Consider the following 14,813-nt stretch of genomic DNA (forward strand, 5'->3'; position numbering starts at 1 on the left):
GGTGCGTGAACCAGCCTTCAGAAAATTCTTCGACATCGAAGAAATACACTACGACGGCGAGGAGGAGAAGAATCTCTCTGCCGGGGCAGACCTTGAACCGATGCCTGAATAGCAGAAACCTTCAGGCAGCATAAAATCATTTCATGGTACATAATAACCTCTATGACACCCTTAAATTCATTTAAATATTATAATATGATTTAATGAATCAAGGGAGGGATTCAAAAGGCTTTGTTCACCGAATAGGTTTAGTTGAGTATCATAAACTCTGGAATAAAATAGTAAAAGATAAATATACCCCTAAATAGACCTTTGCATTAATAGGGTGATTTACATGACAACCATATCGGAAGCTATCACTACCATAAAGAAGGCTGAAAATGACGCTGACAGGTTAATTCAGGAGGCCAGAGAAAAATCATCCCAGCTAATCGATGACGCCATAACCAGGTCCAGTGAAATCCTTGAAAAGGCTGAAAGGGAGGCCAGTGAGAAGGGCGACGAGCTCATAATGGAAGCAGAGGAAAGGGCCAGAAAGGAAGCCATCAGCATTTCAGGGAAGGCGAAGCGTGAAGTGGAGACAATGAAGTCAGCGGCAATGGGCAGGGTCCCTGAGGCCGCCAGCATTATCGTGAAAAGTATCTTGTAGTGTGAGTAACATGTTTCTACCGGCAAGGATGCGAAAACTCAAGATCATAACCCTGGACCAGTACTCGGATTCAGTGGTTCGGTCCTTGCATGAGGAGGGAATAACCCAGATCGATGACATCTCAGAGCGCATCCAGCAGGATGCAGAGTGGCGCCAGATCCTTAAACCATCGAGGGCAACGCCATACACAGGAAGAGTATCATCTCTCCTCATGAAAACCAGCGGTATCCTGGACTTCCTTGGCTCAGTGGCAGTCCAGGAGAAGGGTCTCAGGGATACCCTGAGGGAGTTCATCAACCCCCCTGTCTTTGATAAGAGGGAGGTTGAGGAACTGGACACAGAATCACTCCTGAAAAGGGCCGATGAGCTCCTGGGGAAGGTCGAATCAGAGACCAGGGTTATGGAGGAAAAATTGAATGAGCTTGATTCAGAAAAAGCAAGCCTTGAATCAAGCCTATCTGTTGCAGAGAAACTGAAAGAATTTGATATTGATTTTGCCGATCTCCATGATTCAGAGTACATAACCGGAATCGCCGGGAGAATACCCTCTGAAAACCTGGATGAAATCCGGGAAAAGCTCTCAGAGATCACAGATGAACTGATACTGTTCGATGCAGAGGGGGAAAGCAAGGCAGAGCGCATTTTAATAATAATAACCCTCAGGAAACATGGGGACAGTGTGGCCTCACTCCTCAGGCGAATGGAATTTGAGCGTTTCGAGATCAGCGAACTCAGCGGAAGACCATCAGAGGTCATATCCTCCTCAGAGGCACGCATTGCGGAAATTGAAGGGGAAAGAAGTGAGATAATCTCAAAGCTGAGGGAGATAAACAGCGAATGGGAGGACGAACTCCTTGTCCTCAAGGAACAGCTTGAAATCGAGAAGGAGCGAAACGAGGTTTTCTCACTCTTCGGTGAAACCGAGAAGACGGTGATGCTGGAGGCATGGGTGCCCCTCAAGGAGGCAGATAGGGCCATCGAAGTTGTTGAGGAGTCATCTGAGGGCCACTGTGTCACCGAACTTGAGGAACCAGATCCTGAGGAGGTCCCGGTGCTTCTGGACAACCCCAGATTCGCCAAACCATACGAGAATTTCGTGGAGATGTACTCCCCACTGAAGTACAACGAGATCGACCCAACGATCTTCATGGCCTTCGTGTTCCCGTTCTTCTTCGGGTTCTGTTTGACGGATGCAGGGTACGGTATACTGGATGCACTCATAGGACTCATACTCTACCGGGGCCTTGGTAAGGTCAACCGGTTCATGAGGGACTTCGGTATAATAATGATGTCCTGTGGTGTATGGGCCTTCATCCTAGGGATGGTCACCAATGGATTCATAGGGGACTTCTTCCCAAGGTTCCTGAACATTCAGCTGCCAACGGTCATACCGGCCATAGACGCATTTGTGAACCCCCAGAACATACTCATAATGGCACTCACTGTTGGTGTGCTGCACATCAACTTCGGTTTAATCCTGGGGGCGAGAAACAACATAAGGCTCGGGAACATGAGGGAGGCCCTCGGGTCACAGATAGTCTGGCTGATACTTGAACTGGGTATCATCCTCTACATCTTCGGGGGAATGTTCCTCGGGGCGCCAGTGATAATCCTGGCAGCTGCAATGCTGCTCTACTACAACGGCCTATTTGGCCTCATGGATGTATCAGGGTTCCTGGGTACACTCCTATCATACGCAAGGCTCCTGGCCCTCTGTCTATCAACAGGGGGTATAGCGATGACCGTTAACATCCTCACAGGACTGAGCTATGAGATGATACCGGTCATTGGAGTCATTCTGGCCCCGATAATATTCGTGTTCGGGCACCTTGCCAACAACGCCTTCCAGAGCCTTGGTGCCTTCATAAACTCACTTCGTCTGCATTATGTGGAATTCTTTGCCCAGTTCTATCTGGGTGGAAAAAACAAATTCAACGCATTTCGTGCTGAAAGAAACTTCACTAAGATAAGGAGGTAAATAGAATGGTTGAAATAGCATTAGGAACTGCTTTAGCAGCAATAGGTGCTGGAGTTGCAGTAGGATTCGCAGGTCTTGGATCAGGATTAGGTCAGGGTATAGCAGCCGCAGGAAGTGTGGGTGCAGTTGCAGAGGACTCTGACATGTTTGCGAGGGGTATCATATTCTCAGCCCTGCCAGAGACACAGGCTATTTACGGGTTCCTGATCGCCATACTTCTCCTGGTGTTCTCAGGACTCCTTGGAGGAGGAAAGGGCCTGGATGTAACAGCCGGACTTGTGGCTGTGGGTGCAGGTGCAGCCATAGGATTCGCAGGTCTGGGTTCAGGTATGGGTCAGGGTATAACATCAGCATCATCAGTTGGTGCAGTTGTTGAGGACCCTGATATGTTTGCGAGGGGTATCATATTCTCAGCCCTTTCAGAGACACAGGCTATTTACGGGTTCCTGATCGCCATACTCCTCATGGTCTTCGGCGGAATACTAGGAGGCTAATTAGATGAGCTCCGGAGCCGAAAAAATTGTCTCCAGTATAATGTCAGAGGCTCAGGCAAAGGCAGACGCCATCATTCAGGAAGCTGAAAAGGAAGCCGCCGGTATACTAGAGGAAGGTGAGAAAAGGGCCAGAATGGCCAGCGAACGAATCCTGGAGTCAGCCAGGAAACAGGCCGATATGAGGTACCAGCAGATAATCTCAGAGGCCAAGATGAACGCAAGGCGTGCAGAGCTGGAGGCAAGGGAAGAGGTAATACAGGAGGCCTTCAGGAAGGCTGAGGAGGAACTTGAAAACCTGGCATCCGCATCCTCAGATGAATACGTCAGCGCCCTGAGGGCAATGATAAAGGAGGCTGCGGTTGAGATAGGAGGGGGAGAACTCACCGTCAGCATGAAGGAGGGCGACGGCTCCCTCGACCTTGGCCTTGATAAAATCGCAGCTGAAGTGGAAGCCGAGACAGGTAAAAAAACAACCCTGGAGGTTGGAGACAGTATCACGACCATTGGAGGAGCAGTGGTAAGGACAAAGGATGGACTGGTTGAGGTTAACAATACAGTGGAGGCCAGGATGTCCCGCTTCAGAAAGGCCCTACGTTCAGAGGTGGCCAGGATTCTTTTCCAATGAAAGGGGAGATAACAGATGGCTGACAGCATCACAACAATTGTAACAGCGCTTGGATTCCCTTCAATAGAATCTTTTATAGGCGTAGTCCTCCTTGGAGGAGCAATTATAGGTGCTATTGTTGTAATAGCAACTATAAGGCCTATATTAGATTTATTCCCCTTCGCATACCCCAACGCCAGAGTCAGGGCACGTATCGGGAGATTGATAAACGAGAAACAGTTCTCAGAGATCCTTGAGACTGAGTCAATGGAGGAGTTCAAAAACTACCTGAGAGGACTCCCGGACTATGCTGGCTACATTGACCGCTTCCCCATTGAGAAGGCACTTGAAAGTCAGCTTGCAGAGACCTATGAGACAGTATCAAAGATAGCGCCTGCATCCATAAGGGACCCCTTCAGGGCAAACCTCAGGAAATGGGATATAAGGAACATAAAGAGCCTCATAACCGCAAAGGACGCAGGTTTAAGTGCTGAGGAGACAGTGAACCTTATAGTACCTGCAGGGGAGATTTATGATGTCATAGAGGGACTGGTGGATGCCTCAAGTGTCCAGGAGGTCGTAACAGGCCTTGAGGGAACAGAGTACGCAGATGTACTGGAGGATGCCCTCTCCCAGTACCAGGAAACAGGTATGCTGCTCCCAATCGAGGCCGCCCTCGACAGGAAATTCCTGGAGGACCTCATAAGGTCAGTTGGAAGCCCATCAGATGACAACACAAAGATTCTGCACAGCTACTTCGGTACACAGGTGGACGTGGCGAACCTCAGGATGATACTCCGTGCAAAGGCCGACGGCCTCGGCTACGATGACATAAGCCCCTACATAGTACCCCAGGGCTACCAGCTGAGGGAGTGGAAGCTCAAGGACCTCATGGAGGCAGAGGACGTCAGTGGAGTTATAAGCGGCCTTGAGGGGACAGACTATGGTCAGATCCTGTCAGAGGCGCTATCAGACTACACATCAACAGGTTCAGTGGCGGTCTTCGAGCGAGTCCTTGAGGACAACCTCAACAGGATGGCCAGGAACTTCGCACTCAAGAAGCCCTTCGGGGTGGGACCAATGATAGGATTCCTCAGCAGGAAGGAAACCGAGGTGCGGAACCTCAAGGTCATAGCAAGAAGCAAGAGGGAGCCAGGGTTCCCTGAATCAATGGTTAAGGAGATGTTGGTATGAGTTCAAATATTGCAGTGGTCGGTGACAGGGACACCGTGACAGGGTTCAGACTTGGAGGCGTCAGGGAAGGCTACGTGGTGGAAACACCTGACGAGGCAGAGGAAACCATAAGGACCCTTATAGGTGAAGGCTTCTCCATAATAATCGTCACAGAAAAGATTGGGGATGAACTGAGGGAGTTTATTGAGGAAACCACAAGTTCAAGCGCACTGCCAATGATAATAGAGATACCTGATAAAACAGGGCCCTCAGAACGTGAAACCGATCCACTGAGGGACCTTATTAAAAGAGTTATTGGGGTTGAGATGGTAAAATGACACAGGAAGGAAGGATTATAAAAATAGCGGGTCCGGTCATCATCGCCGAGGGGATGAGAGGATCCCAGATGTATGAAATGGTCAAGGTGGGTGAAGACAAGCTCATAGGAGAAATCATTGAACTTGAGGGTGACACAGCAACAATCCAGGTCTACGAGGAAACAGCAGGTATAAAACCTGGGGAGACCGTTGAGAGAACAGGCGGTCCTCTATCAGTGGAACTTGGACCTGGAATTCTGGGTTCAATCTTCGATGGGATACAGAGACCCCTCGAGGATATCAAGGCACTCACCGGAGACTACATCGAGAGGGGAGTGGATGTACCGTCACTCCCAAAGGATAAGAAATGGACCTTCAAGCCACTGGCCCAGGAGGGTCAGATGGTTAAGGGCGGGGATATAATCGGTGAGGTGGAGGAGACATCCTCCATAACCCACAGGATAATGATCCCACCAAACGTTGAGGGTAAACTCACAGGGATAGTGCCCCAGGGCGAATACACGGTCCTTGATGATATAGCAGAAGTGGAAACCGATAAGGGCACCGTGAAGGTGCAGATGCTCCAGAAGTGGCCGGTAAGGAAGGGCAGACCATACAAGAAGAAACTTGACCCTGACGTGCCACTCATAACAGGTCAGAGGGCACAGGACACATTCTTCTCAGTCGCCAAGGGTGGTACAGCGGCAATACCAGGTCCATTCGGTTCAGGTAAAACCGTTACCCAGCAGCAGCTTGCAAAATGGGCTGACGCAGACATAATCGTCTACGTTGGATGCGGTGAAAGGGGTAACGAGATGACAGAGGTCCTTAAGGAATTCCCTGAACTGGAGGACCCGAAGACAGGTAACCCCCTCATGGACAGGACTGTTCTCATAGCAAACACATCAAACATGCCTGTGGCTGCAAGGGAGGCCTGTGTGTACACAGGTATAACCATAGCAGAGTACTTCAGGGACATGGGATACGATGTTGCACTCATGGCTGACTCCACCTCAAGGTGGGCGGAGGCCATGAGGGAGATCTCAGGAAGGCTTGAGGAGATGCCCGGTGAAGAGGGTTACCCGGCATACCTGGCATCAAGGCTCGCCCAGTTCTATGAGCGTGCAGGAAGGGTTACAACCGCGGGTTCAGAGGACAAGGTTGCATCTGTGTCAGTTGTCGGCGCTGTCTCACCACCCGGTGGGGACCTCTCAGAGCCCGTCACACAGAACACACTCAGGATCTGTAAGGTTTTCTGGGCACTTGACGCATCCCTTGCAGACAAGCGTCACTTCCCATCCATTGACTGGCTCCAGAGTTACTCACTCTATGTTGACAGCGTCGAGGAATGGTGGGCCAAGAACGTTGACCCTGAATGGAGGGCCACAAGGGACGAGGCAATGGCTCTCCTCCAGAAGGAGGCAGAACTCCAGGAGATCGTCCAGCTTGTGGGACCCGACGCACTTCCAGACAGGGAGAGGATAACCCTTGAGACAACAAGGATGATAAGGGAGGACTTCCTCCAGCAGAACGCCTACCATGAGGTTGACACATACTGCTCACCATCAAAGCAGTTTGAGATGCTCAGGACAATCATAATGTTCCACAAGAATGCAACAGCAGCACTTGAGAAGGGTGCGCCAGCAGCGGACATCATAGCCCTCCCGGTCAAGGAGGACATAGGGCGTATGAAGTACATACCCGAAGATGAATTCCCGGCAAGAATCAAGGAGATCCAGGAGAGGATCGTCAAGGAATGTGGTGAGGTGTGAAGATGAACGTTAACATCAAAACCCGAGAATACACCACCGTCACAGAGGTTTCAGGTCCTCTGATGATCGTTGAGGGTGTTGAAGGGGTTGCCTACAGTGAGATAGTGGAGATTGAAACACCCACAGGTGAGAAGAGAAGGGGACAGGTCCTTGAGGTAAAGGAGGACCTGGCGGTTGTCCAGGTCTTTGAGGGTACAAGTGACCTCAACACAGAGACCACAAAGATAAGGTTCACAGGTGAAACAGCCAAGATCGGTGTATCCCTTGACATGATGGGCCGTATATTTGACGGTACAGGGAAACCAATAGACGGCGGCCCTGAGATCATCCCGGATAAGGAACTCGACATCAACGGTAGCCCAATGAACCCCGCTGCAAGGGAGTTCCCTGCTGAGTTCATACAGACAGGTATATCCACCATAGACGGGATGAACACCCTTGTGAGGGGTCAGAAACTCCCGATATTCTCAGGTTCAGGGCTTCCCCACAACGAGCTGGCTGCACAGATCGCAAGGCAGGCAAAGGTGCTTGCAGAGGAGAGTGAATTTGCGGTTATCTTCGCGGCGATGGGTATCACCCACGAAGAGGCAAACTACTTCATGAGGGACTTCGAGAGGACAGGCGCCCTTGAAAGGGTTACAGTATTCATGAACCTTGCAGACGACCCTGCCATTGAGCGTATCATCACCCCGAGGATGGCTCTGACAACAGCAGAGTACTTCGCCTTTGAACACGACATGCACGTGCTGGTTATCCTCACTGACCTTACAAACTACTGTGAGGCCCTCAGGGAGATATCAGCTGCCAGGGAGGAGGTCCCAGGTCGAAGGGGGTACCCTGGTTACATGTACACTGACCTTGCAAGCCTCTATGAGAGGGCAGGTCGTATAGTTGGCAAGGAGGGGTCAATCACCCAGATGCCAATACTTGTGATGCCACAGGACGACATCACCCACCCGATACCTGACCTCACAGGTTACATCACAGAGGGCCAGATAGTGCTGAGCCGTGACCTCCACCGTAAGGGTATATACCCACCTGTGGATGTGCTACCATCACTATCAAGGCTCATGAGTGGTGGTATCGGTGAGGGAAGGACACGTGAGGACCACAGCGGTGTCTCTGATCAGCTCTACAGTGCCTACGCCGAGGGTCGTGATTTAAGAGACCTCATGGCTGTTGTGGGTGAGGAGGCCCTCACAGAGAGGGACAGGAAGTTCCTCAAATTCGCCGATGAATTTGAGAAACGCTTCATCACCCAGGCACGTGATGAGGACCGCTCCATAGAGGAGACCCTCAACCTTGGCTGGGAGCTCCTGTCACTCCTGCCAAGATCAGAACTCAAGAGGGTCCGCGAGGAGCACATACCCAAGTACCTCCCGGGTGCCGAATAAACACCCAACATATTTTTTCAGGAGAGGTAGCAGATGGCACAGGAAATGATTGAGGGGATCAACCCCACAAGGATGGAGCTCCTGAAACTCAAGCAGCGGGAGAAACTCGCTGTTAAGGGTTACAGTCTCCTCAAGGAGAAGAGGAACGCCCTTATAATGGAGTTCTTCAACATCCTGGAGAGGGTTAAGGGTTCCCGTGAAAAGGTGGAGGAGCACCTCAGGGAGGCCTTCACGGACCTCACAGAGGCCCAGGTACTCATGGGTGACGCCGCGGTTGAGAGGGCCGCCATGTCAGTGAGGGAGTCAGTGGAGGTTGACATAGACTCAAGGAGTATAATGGGTGTGGTCGTCCCTGTTGTGGATGCCCGTGCAACCAGGAGGACGGTGGTTGAGCGTGGCTATGGCCTTGTGGACACATCGGTCAAACTTGACGAGGCAGCCAGGAAATTCGAGGAGTCCCTGGCACTCATAATAGAACTCGGTGAAATCGAGAAGACCATAAGGCTCCTTGCCGGCGAGATAGAATCAACCAAGCGAAGGGTCAACGCACTTGAACACATCATAATCCCGAGACTCAAGAACACCGTCAAGTACATTGAGATGAGGCTCGAGGAGATGGAGAGGGAGAACTTCGTCAGGTTGAAGATGATCAAAAAATCCATGGAGATGGAGTGATGGTTAGAATACTTACAAGGCTCGGCCAGGTCCGTGAGGCCGAGGAGAGGTATAGGAGGGAGCTTGTTGACTTCAGAATGGGTGAGGTCTACGGCAACCTCAGAGCCATCATTGCAGATGAGGACGTTGAGGTGAGGGCCGGCGAGGCAAAACCCGTGAAGATAAAGGAGATCAGCATACCCGCAAACCACATTGTCTTCATGTGTGCCTACGCCACAAACCCACTTGGTCATCCCATAGCGGCCGGGGAGGAGACGCCCCTGCCAATAAGCATGGACCGTAAGGCTGACCATGCGACCTTTGTGGCTGCAGTGGATGGTAAAATAAGCAGGAATGACCTCCTGGGAGTCCTTATAATCCTCCCTGTTGAGCTAACCCACTAAATCTTTTTTTATTTAAGAGGGGCCTTTTTTGTCTTATTAATTTAAGAGTAAAAAGGTCTTTTATCCAGAGAAGGACTTTATTGAGTCACTTTGTTGGTCTTATTAATTTAAGAGTAAAAAGGTCTTTTATCCAAAGAAGGACTTTATTGAGTCATATAGTTCAATCATGAGGTCCTCGGTGTAATCCATGAGTTCTTCGCTGTACTCCAGGAGTTGCCTGTAGGCTTCAATGAGGGCTTCACGGTTTCTGTGGAGCTGTCTCATCGCCTTTGCCTGGGCAGCCGCAGGGTTACCTGTTACTATCCTTTTAAGTTTGGATGAGTTCTCCCTGAGGCCCTCAACCTCACTCCTTATCTCTGCCATTCGATCCAGGTAGTAACGCTCAACCCCCCGAATATCCCTCTTTATTTGCTTCTGGATCTCAAGTAACTGTTCTCTCCTCTCGGTGAGTTCCATGAGAGATTTCCTTGTTGATGCTATGGTTGATGTGTCGATTTCGCTGAAATTTGCAAGTTCCATCAAGATGATCTGGTAATCCTCTGGATCCATCACCCACCACCCATCAGCCAAACTGAATCATTACCTCTATCAGGCCTTCACTGACACGGATCTCGGTTTCAATCTCCTCGTTTTCCTTTTCAATTTCACGTATACGGTAGAATATGTTGGTGAGGGCCCCTGTCCTGAATAGGCCTGTCCTGTTCTCTGGCTTGGAGGATATGAGGAGAATTGAAACACCATCATCTGTGATCTTAACGTTGTAGTTAACCCCGTTTATGTATATACCATCGGAGAGCCTCAGAAGAAGTTTTATGTACTTTATGGGGAGTCCGCTGCTACTTATTATCTCCTTTATCTTATCATTTTCCCTGCACTGCTCTATATCAATATCCAAGGTCCACCCTCCACGGTTAAGATATTAATCTTTTATAGAATATAAAACATAGCCTATACGATGAGAGGTGACAGGTCAGACAGGCTCATAAGGAAGGAGATCTTCAACCTCAACAGGCACCTACCCTCCCGGAGAAAGACCCTTGAGGAGCTCCTGGGGGAGGATAAACCCCACGTCCTGGGTTCTGATGGGACGAGGCACAGGTTCAAATGGGCTGAACTTGAGGAGCTCAGGGACATGCTGACCCCCCAGGAGGCACGCCGTTTGAGGTTACCCATCTACATTGAGATTGAATCGGATACATCAGGTGCAAGGATAGCGGGTGAGGTTGAGGTTAAGGTGGTCAGTGAGGTTCTTGGGAGGGACGATGAGGGGGATGAGATCTACATATACAGACCCGAGATCAGGGTTCTGAGGGCAAGGTTTCCAACGGCAACACAGTACATATTCCTTGTGAGGGAGCTTTAATGGAGGTTGATGATATGAGTAAGGATCCGCTTAAGGAGTACCTTAAGGACCCGGATAGAAGGGCGAAACTCTTCCTTTTAATGACAGGCGGTATGATTCTGAGCACAGTACTCATAACCATAGGCACCATAATACTGATACTCCTGCTTCTTGGCATAATATAACTGTAGTTTTCAGACCATGGATCATCTCAGGGCACCTTTTCCTGGTTTATGACAGGGGTTCAGTTTTTTCCTGACCATGGAGCACACCATGGATGCAGCTGAAATCGCCCTTTCAGGGTTTTCATCTGCAGCCAGCACCGTTACAAGGGGTTCACCCTCCTCAACTATTGCACCGGGGAGTGGGAGGTCATGGACCCCCTGGACTTTCATCTCACCCACCACACACCTTGAGGGGGCGTAGAGTATCCTCTTAACAGCATACCTTAGAGGTTCCGGTTTTTCAATTAGTTCACCCATGCAGGCCATCACATGGGCCTCGGTCATGTTTATACCCAGAGATGCCTCGGCACACTCAAAGGTCCCCTGGATGCGGGGGTTCACCTCCACAACATAAAGCTCAGAGCCCTCCATGATGAAGTCGACACCATTGGAGCCCCTGAGTGAGAGGTCAAGTATGAGGTCCTCCGCCATCTCCTCGATCACACCACGGGGCCCCGGTGTTATGTTACCGGCGTAGATGAACTGGCCCTCAAATCCGGGGATGTTCCTTTTGATGATCTGCCTGCTTGTGAGGACGGTCATGGCCTCAGAACCCGTTGATAGTACTGAGGCGCTCACAGGTACGCCCTCAATGTACTCCTGCAGCAGGAACTCGCCGCTGGTCTCATGGAAATCCATCACACCAAAGCCCCCGGCACCCCTCACAGGCTTTAGGAGGTACCTCTTATCCCCACCTGATACGATCTCCAGGGCCTCCTGGGGGTCAGTGATGAGGTGGGTCTCCGGTGTGGGATATGAGTTCTTTATCCTCCGGTAGAGCTGGTACTTGTCCTCCACATGGTCTGTCTGTGGGTTACCCAGCACCTTATCCTCTGGGAGTCCAGGGGCCCCTGTCAGGGGTATTATGCCATCAGCCCTTTCTATAAAATCAGATGCTGCTTCAAGGAGTTTATCTGTGCTGAAGTTCTCCTGGAACCTCCCGCAGCTTTCCCCAATTCGCTCCTGGAGGATGCACCTCCTCTCTGTGTATCCACGAAAATCCAGGGTACAGTAGTATGATGCAGAGTAGACACTGTAACCTGCTCTGAAGGCTGATTCAGCTACGGGTCTTGTGTTGACGCCTATTATGAGGAGTTCTTCCATTCCAGACACAGAATAAGTTGATTTGATAGTCCCGAGCGGAGTCGAACCGCTGTCGCCGGGTCCAAAGCCCAGCAGGATTACCACTACCCCACGGGACTGTGACAGTTAATAGGTGGTGAGGTTCATCATAAATAGGTTTCGATAAAGGGGGGTTGGGGGGATAGTCCCGAGCGGAGTCGAACCGCTATCGATGGATCCAGAGTCCATCAGGATTGCCATTACCCCACGGGACTGTATGTGAAAAACAGTTCATATCGGCAAGATATGTGTTACATGGAAGCCATATAAATAGTTTGCGGTTATGGTAAAAATAAAATTGGAATGGATGGAAGACCGGGCGGTTAGAATGGTGAGAAGACCCCTATGAATACCAGCCAGGCCAGTATGGTCTTGGCAACAAGGCTCAGTATGATGTACACCCGCTCACCGTAGAGGTAGTCCCTCCACTTACCAACACCCTTGTACTGGAGCAGCATGTTGATGGAGAACGTGTTGAACATCACAAAGTAGAGGAGGAGTGCAAGGTACACAAAGTCAGGTGGCTGGGTCTCTGCTGAACCAAGGGCCGCCACAAAGTATGCTGCAATGACGATCCAGGGCGTGAAACCAGCAATACAGCCAAGCAGGTAGGGTGACCAGTCTATCTTCTCGGTGTACTGGTTGATCTTCTCCATGAGGTAACCGAACATTATCATTGAGGCATTGAGGACGAAGATCATCACAAGTGACCAGAGGTCCCACACGCCCACAAAGGTGGCCAGTATGACGATCATTATTGAACTGGAGAGGGCATACTCGTACCAGCGGTAGGGGTTCATACCCCTCTTCAGGTTCTCAACGTAACTCTCATTCCTCAGGAAGGCTATGGTGAAGTGTGCCACCGCAGAGATCAGAAGGAAGGATGCAAGTATCACCCCAAGGTAGCTCACCGTGAACGCCACCTCCGGGTTCGGGAGCACCTGAAAGGACGGTGGGTTCAGGGATATCACCTTGAACTTCAGGTAGAAGGTGTATATGTCCCTGTCCCAGGTCAGAAGGTAGCCCAGTGCAACCATCAGAAGACCCTGCAGGAGGTGCAGTGTCCCGGCCGCAATGTTCAGTTTACGGAGTCCCTCAAAGGTTATGGGGGACTTCTCAATCATTTTAAGTCTTTCAACATTATCCATAACAACCCCCGGATCTACTATGTTTCTTAAATTATTTTAATATTTCTGTAAGCCGGGGGCTGAAAGGGGAAGTTACCCCAGGAACCTCCTCTGGCTTGCAGCCTCAAGTATGAGTTCCTGGAGGTTGGAGGTTCTGTTAACCCTGAGGGCCCTTATGATTTCATCAGTGACCCTGCGGTGGTTCTCATCATATTCAGGTTCAATGTACTCCTCAACCGCGGATTTAACCTCAGGGCTGAGGAATGGCGATTCAGGGTTGGCATACCTGAGAGAATCTCCAAGGTCACGCCTGAGGCCAGGGTAGACATCCTCTATGAATTCAATATCCTCAGAGGATAGTGCATTGAAGCCCAGAAGCTCAGGGGGAACCCCCAGGGAGTAGAGGGCTGCTGTGAATGTTATTGCCCTGGGAAGTGAAACGTTACCCATACTCCTGGCATATCCAAAGAGTCCGATGTGGAGCTTTCTCTTCCTTCTGCCCGGGACGTACCTTGCAACCCTGTTTATGATGTCCACCAGGTCCATGACCTGCCTCCGGTACTCCCGACAGTAGGCAGAGATTATCTCAAGGGCACGGCCGGTTTCAATATCAGATGCCCTGCCTGGTTTCGCTGATCTCAGCTCCCTTATCCCCCCTATGACCTCTGAGGGTTCATGGTCGTACTTGAAGGAGGACTGGACGGTGAATGTGTATGCCCCGCTGTATTCCCCTGTAACGTCCCTCACATTATCCGGCCTGAGGTTTCCCCTGAATGGGGCTGAACCCATACCTATGATTGGATAGAGTTTAACCCCGGTCTCCTCCTCAAGGGCCCTGAAGTCCCTGAGGGCTATCCTGTTGAGTATCGTGGCTGAGACCATACCGTAGTTCATTGCCGGGTCGGATCTTGCAAGGAAGACCCTCTGCCCTGTGAGGTCCTTACCTTCAAGGTACTCGGCTGTTATACGGGCTGCGTTGAGCATCCCCTCATGGTCCTCGAAGAGGGGTATGACGTTTATCTCATCGGGTCTGAACTCCCCGATCCACTCCTTGACGGTTACACCATCTGCAAGCTGCAGCCTCTCCTTGCCCTTCACGAAGTCCCGGTAGTAGCTGTGGATCCTGTTGAGGCAGCTGCTGGAGGATGTCATGGGCAGTATGACCTCAAATACAGGGGGTGCGTCCATCCCGTAAAAGAGGCTTGCGGTGTCATAGGATCTCGGTATGCTCTCAAGGGTCTCCAGGAGTATCTTGGCCTCAGCCCTCTCCACCGTGGGGTTAGGGACCCTGAGGGTTAACCTGAGGTCCTCGCCGAGGACATGATCCTGGAAGAAGGCCTGGTACTTTGTGAGGAGCTTCTTAACTACGTAGTTGTCCACTTCCTTCCCCTCACAGTCCCACATCTGCTCATCACAGCCCAGGTGTGAGAAGACATAGTAGGCCTCCCTGATCTCATCTTCACCACCGAGTTCAGGTTCTGCTGCAAAGAACGGCGGGTTCACATTGTCTGGATGCTGTGTACTCATGCATCTTGGAACCTTCATGTTTAACACTCCAG

Annotated in this window: 17 protein-coding genes and 2 tRNA genes; 12 read left to right on the forward strand and 7 right to left on the reverse strand. The window is 50.8% G+C overall.

What is annotated here, in order from left to right:
- Positions 1 to 334: 334 nt before the first annotated feature.
- From ahaH to ACPLJI_RS08320, 10 genes are read left to right on the forward strand one after another with little or no spacing between them, the layout of a single operon-like run.
- Entirely contained in the window at positions 335 to 649 is a 315-nt protein-coding gene (gene ahaH, locus ACPLJI_RS08275) for an ATP synthase archaeal subunit H (RefSeq protein ID WP_321210961.1), read from the forward strand.
- A 10-nt stretch (positions 650 to 659) separates the two neighbouring features.
- A complete protein-coding gene (locus tag ACPLJI_RS08280; RefSeq protein WP_424730613.1) occupies positions 660 to 2,627 on the forward strand; it encodes a V-type ATP synthase subunit I in 1,968 nt (655 codons plus the stop codon).
- Between the two features lie 5 nt (positions 2,628 to 2,632).
- Entirely contained in the window at positions 2,633 to 3,121 is a 489-nt protein-coding gene (locus ACPLJI_RS08285; RefSeq protein ID WP_013296144.1) for an ATP synthase subunit K, read from the forward strand.
- A 4-nt stretch (positions 3,122 to 3,125) separates the two neighbouring features.
- Positions 3,126 to 3,746 carry a V-type proton ATPase subunit E gene (locus ACPLJI_RS08290; protein ID WP_424730614.1) on the forward strand — a complete coding sequence of 207 codons (621 nt, stop codon included), beginning with the start codon at positions 3,126 to 3,128 and terminating at the stop codon, positions 3,744 to 3,746.
- A 15-nt stretch (positions 3,747 to 3,761) separates the two neighbouring features.
- Positions 3,762 to 4,919: a V-type ATP synthase subunit C gene (locus tag ACPLJI_RS08295; protein WP_424730615.1), complete on the forward strand. Its 1,158-nt coding sequence runs from the start codon at positions 3,762 to 3,764 to the stop codon at positions 4,917 to 4,919.
- The gene (locus tag ACPLJI_RS08300; protein WP_424730616.1) at positions 4,916 to 5,236 is read left to right on the forward strand and encodes a V-type ATP synthase subunit F; all 321 of its coding nucleotides are present in this window, start codon (positions 4,916 to 4,918) and stop codon (positions 5,234 to 5,236) included. Before ACPLJI_RS08295 ends, ACPLJI_RS08300 begins: the two co-directional genes overlap by 4 nt.
- A complete protein-coding gene (locus tag ACPLJI_RS08305; protein ID WP_424730617.1) occupies positions 5,233 to 6,987 on the forward strand; it encodes an ATP synthase subunit A in 1,755 nt (584 codons plus the stop codon). The genes ACPLJI_RS08300 and ACPLJI_RS08305 overlap by 4 nt, the downstream gene beginning before the upstream one ends.
- Positions 6,988 to 6,989: 2 nt before the next feature.
- Positions 6,990 to 8,381 (forward strand): ATP synthase subunit B, encoded by a 1,392-nt coding sequence (locus ACPLJI_RS08310; protein ID WP_424730618.1) that lies wholly within the window; start codon positions 6,990 to 6,992, stop codon positions 8,379 to 8,381.
- Positions 8,382 to 8,414: 33 nt separating this feature from the next.
- Positions 8,415 to 9,056, forward strand: a complete 642-nt coding sequence (locus tag ACPLJI_RS08315; RefSeq protein ID WP_424730619.1) for a V-type ATP synthase subunit D — start codon at positions 8,415 to 8,417, stop codon at positions 9,054 to 9,056.
- Positions 9,056 to 9,439, forward strand: a complete 384-nt coding sequence (locus ACPLJI_RS08320; RefSeq protein ID WP_424730620.1) for a DUF22 domain-containing protein — start codon at positions 9,056 to 9,058, stop codon at positions 9,437 to 9,439. The genes ACPLJI_RS08315 and ACPLJI_RS08320 overlap by 1 nt, the downstream gene beginning before the upstream one ends.
- 126 nt (positions 9,440 to 9,565) lie before the next feature.
- Here ACPLJI_RS08320 and ACPLJI_RS08325 read toward each other — a convergent pair whose 3' ends face one another.
- Both ACPLJI_RS08325 and ACPLJI_RS08330 read right to left on the reverse strand, forming a co-directional pair.
- Positions 9,566 to 9,988 carry a hypothetical protein gene (locus ACPLJI_RS08325; protein ID WP_424730621.1) on the reverse strand — a complete coding sequence of 141 codons (423 nt, stop codon included), beginning with the start codon at positions 9,986 to 9,988 and terminating at the stop codon, positions 9,566 to 9,568.
- A gap of 13 nt (positions 9,989 to 10,001) precedes the next feature.
- Positions 10,002 to 10,334, reverse strand: a complete 333-nt coding sequence (locus tag ACPLJI_RS08330; protein ID WP_424730623.1) for a hypothetical protein — start codon at positions 10,332 to 10,334, stop codon at positions 10,002 to 10,004.
- Between the two features lie 60 nt (positions 10,335 to 10,394).
- Here ACPLJI_RS08330 and ACPLJI_RS08335 point away from each other — a divergent pair, with 60 nt between their 5' ends.
- Together ACPLJI_RS08335 and ACPLJI_RS08340 are read left to right on the forward strand one after the other, a co-directional pair.
- Positions 10,395 to 10,802, forward strand: coding sequence for a DUF61 family protein (locus ACPLJI_RS08335; protein WP_424730624.1), 408 nt, complete (start codon positions 10,395 to 10,397; stop codon positions 10,800 to 10,802).
- On the forward strand, positions 10,802 to 10,966 hold the full coding sequence (locus ACPLJI_RS08340) for a hypothetical protein (protein ID WP_187239679.1): 165 nt from the start codon (positions 10,802 to 10,804) through the stop codon (positions 10,964 to 10,966). Before ACPLJI_RS08335 ends, ACPLJI_RS08340 begins: the two co-directional genes overlap by 1 nt.
- Before the next feature lie 21 nt (positions 10,967 to 10,987).
- Here ACPLJI_RS08340 and ACPLJI_RS08345 read toward each other — a convergent pair whose 3' ends face one another.
- From ACPLJI_RS08345 to ppcA, 5 genes are all read right to left on the reverse strand, one after another.
- Positions 10,988 to 12,109, reverse strand: coding sequence for an ATP-grasp domain-containing protein (locus ACPLJI_RS08345; protein WP_424730640.1), 1,122 nt, complete (start codon positions 12,107 to 12,109; stop codon positions 10,988 to 10,990).
- A 26-nt stretch (positions 12,110 to 12,135) separates the two neighbouring features.
- Positions 12,136 to 12,207, reverse strand: a tRNA-Gln gene (locus tag ACPLJI_RS08350).
- A 63-nt stretch (positions 12,208 to 12,270) separates the two neighbouring features.
- Positions 12,271 to 12,342: transfer RNA gene (locus ACPLJI_RS08355), tRNA-Gln, on the reverse strand.
- 108 nt (positions 12,343 to 12,450) lie between these two features.
- Positions 12,451 to 13,275, reverse strand: coding sequence for a heliorhodopsin HeR (heR, locus tag ACPLJI_RS08360; RefSeq protein WP_424730625.1), 825 nt, complete (start codon positions 13,273 to 13,275; stop codon positions 12,451 to 12,453).
- A 72-nt stretch (positions 13,276 to 13,347) separates the two neighbouring features.
- A partial coding sequence (ppcA, locus tag ACPLJI_RS08365; protein ID WP_424741237.1) for a phosphoenolpyruvate carboxylase occupies positions 13,348 to 14,813 on the reverse strand: 1,466 nt, incomplete at its 5' end.

It is taken from the genome of Methanothermobacter sp., from assembly GCF_049720995.1.
GTDB lineage: Archaea > Methanobacteriota > Methanobacteria > Methanobacteriales > Methanothermobacteraceae > Methanothermobacter.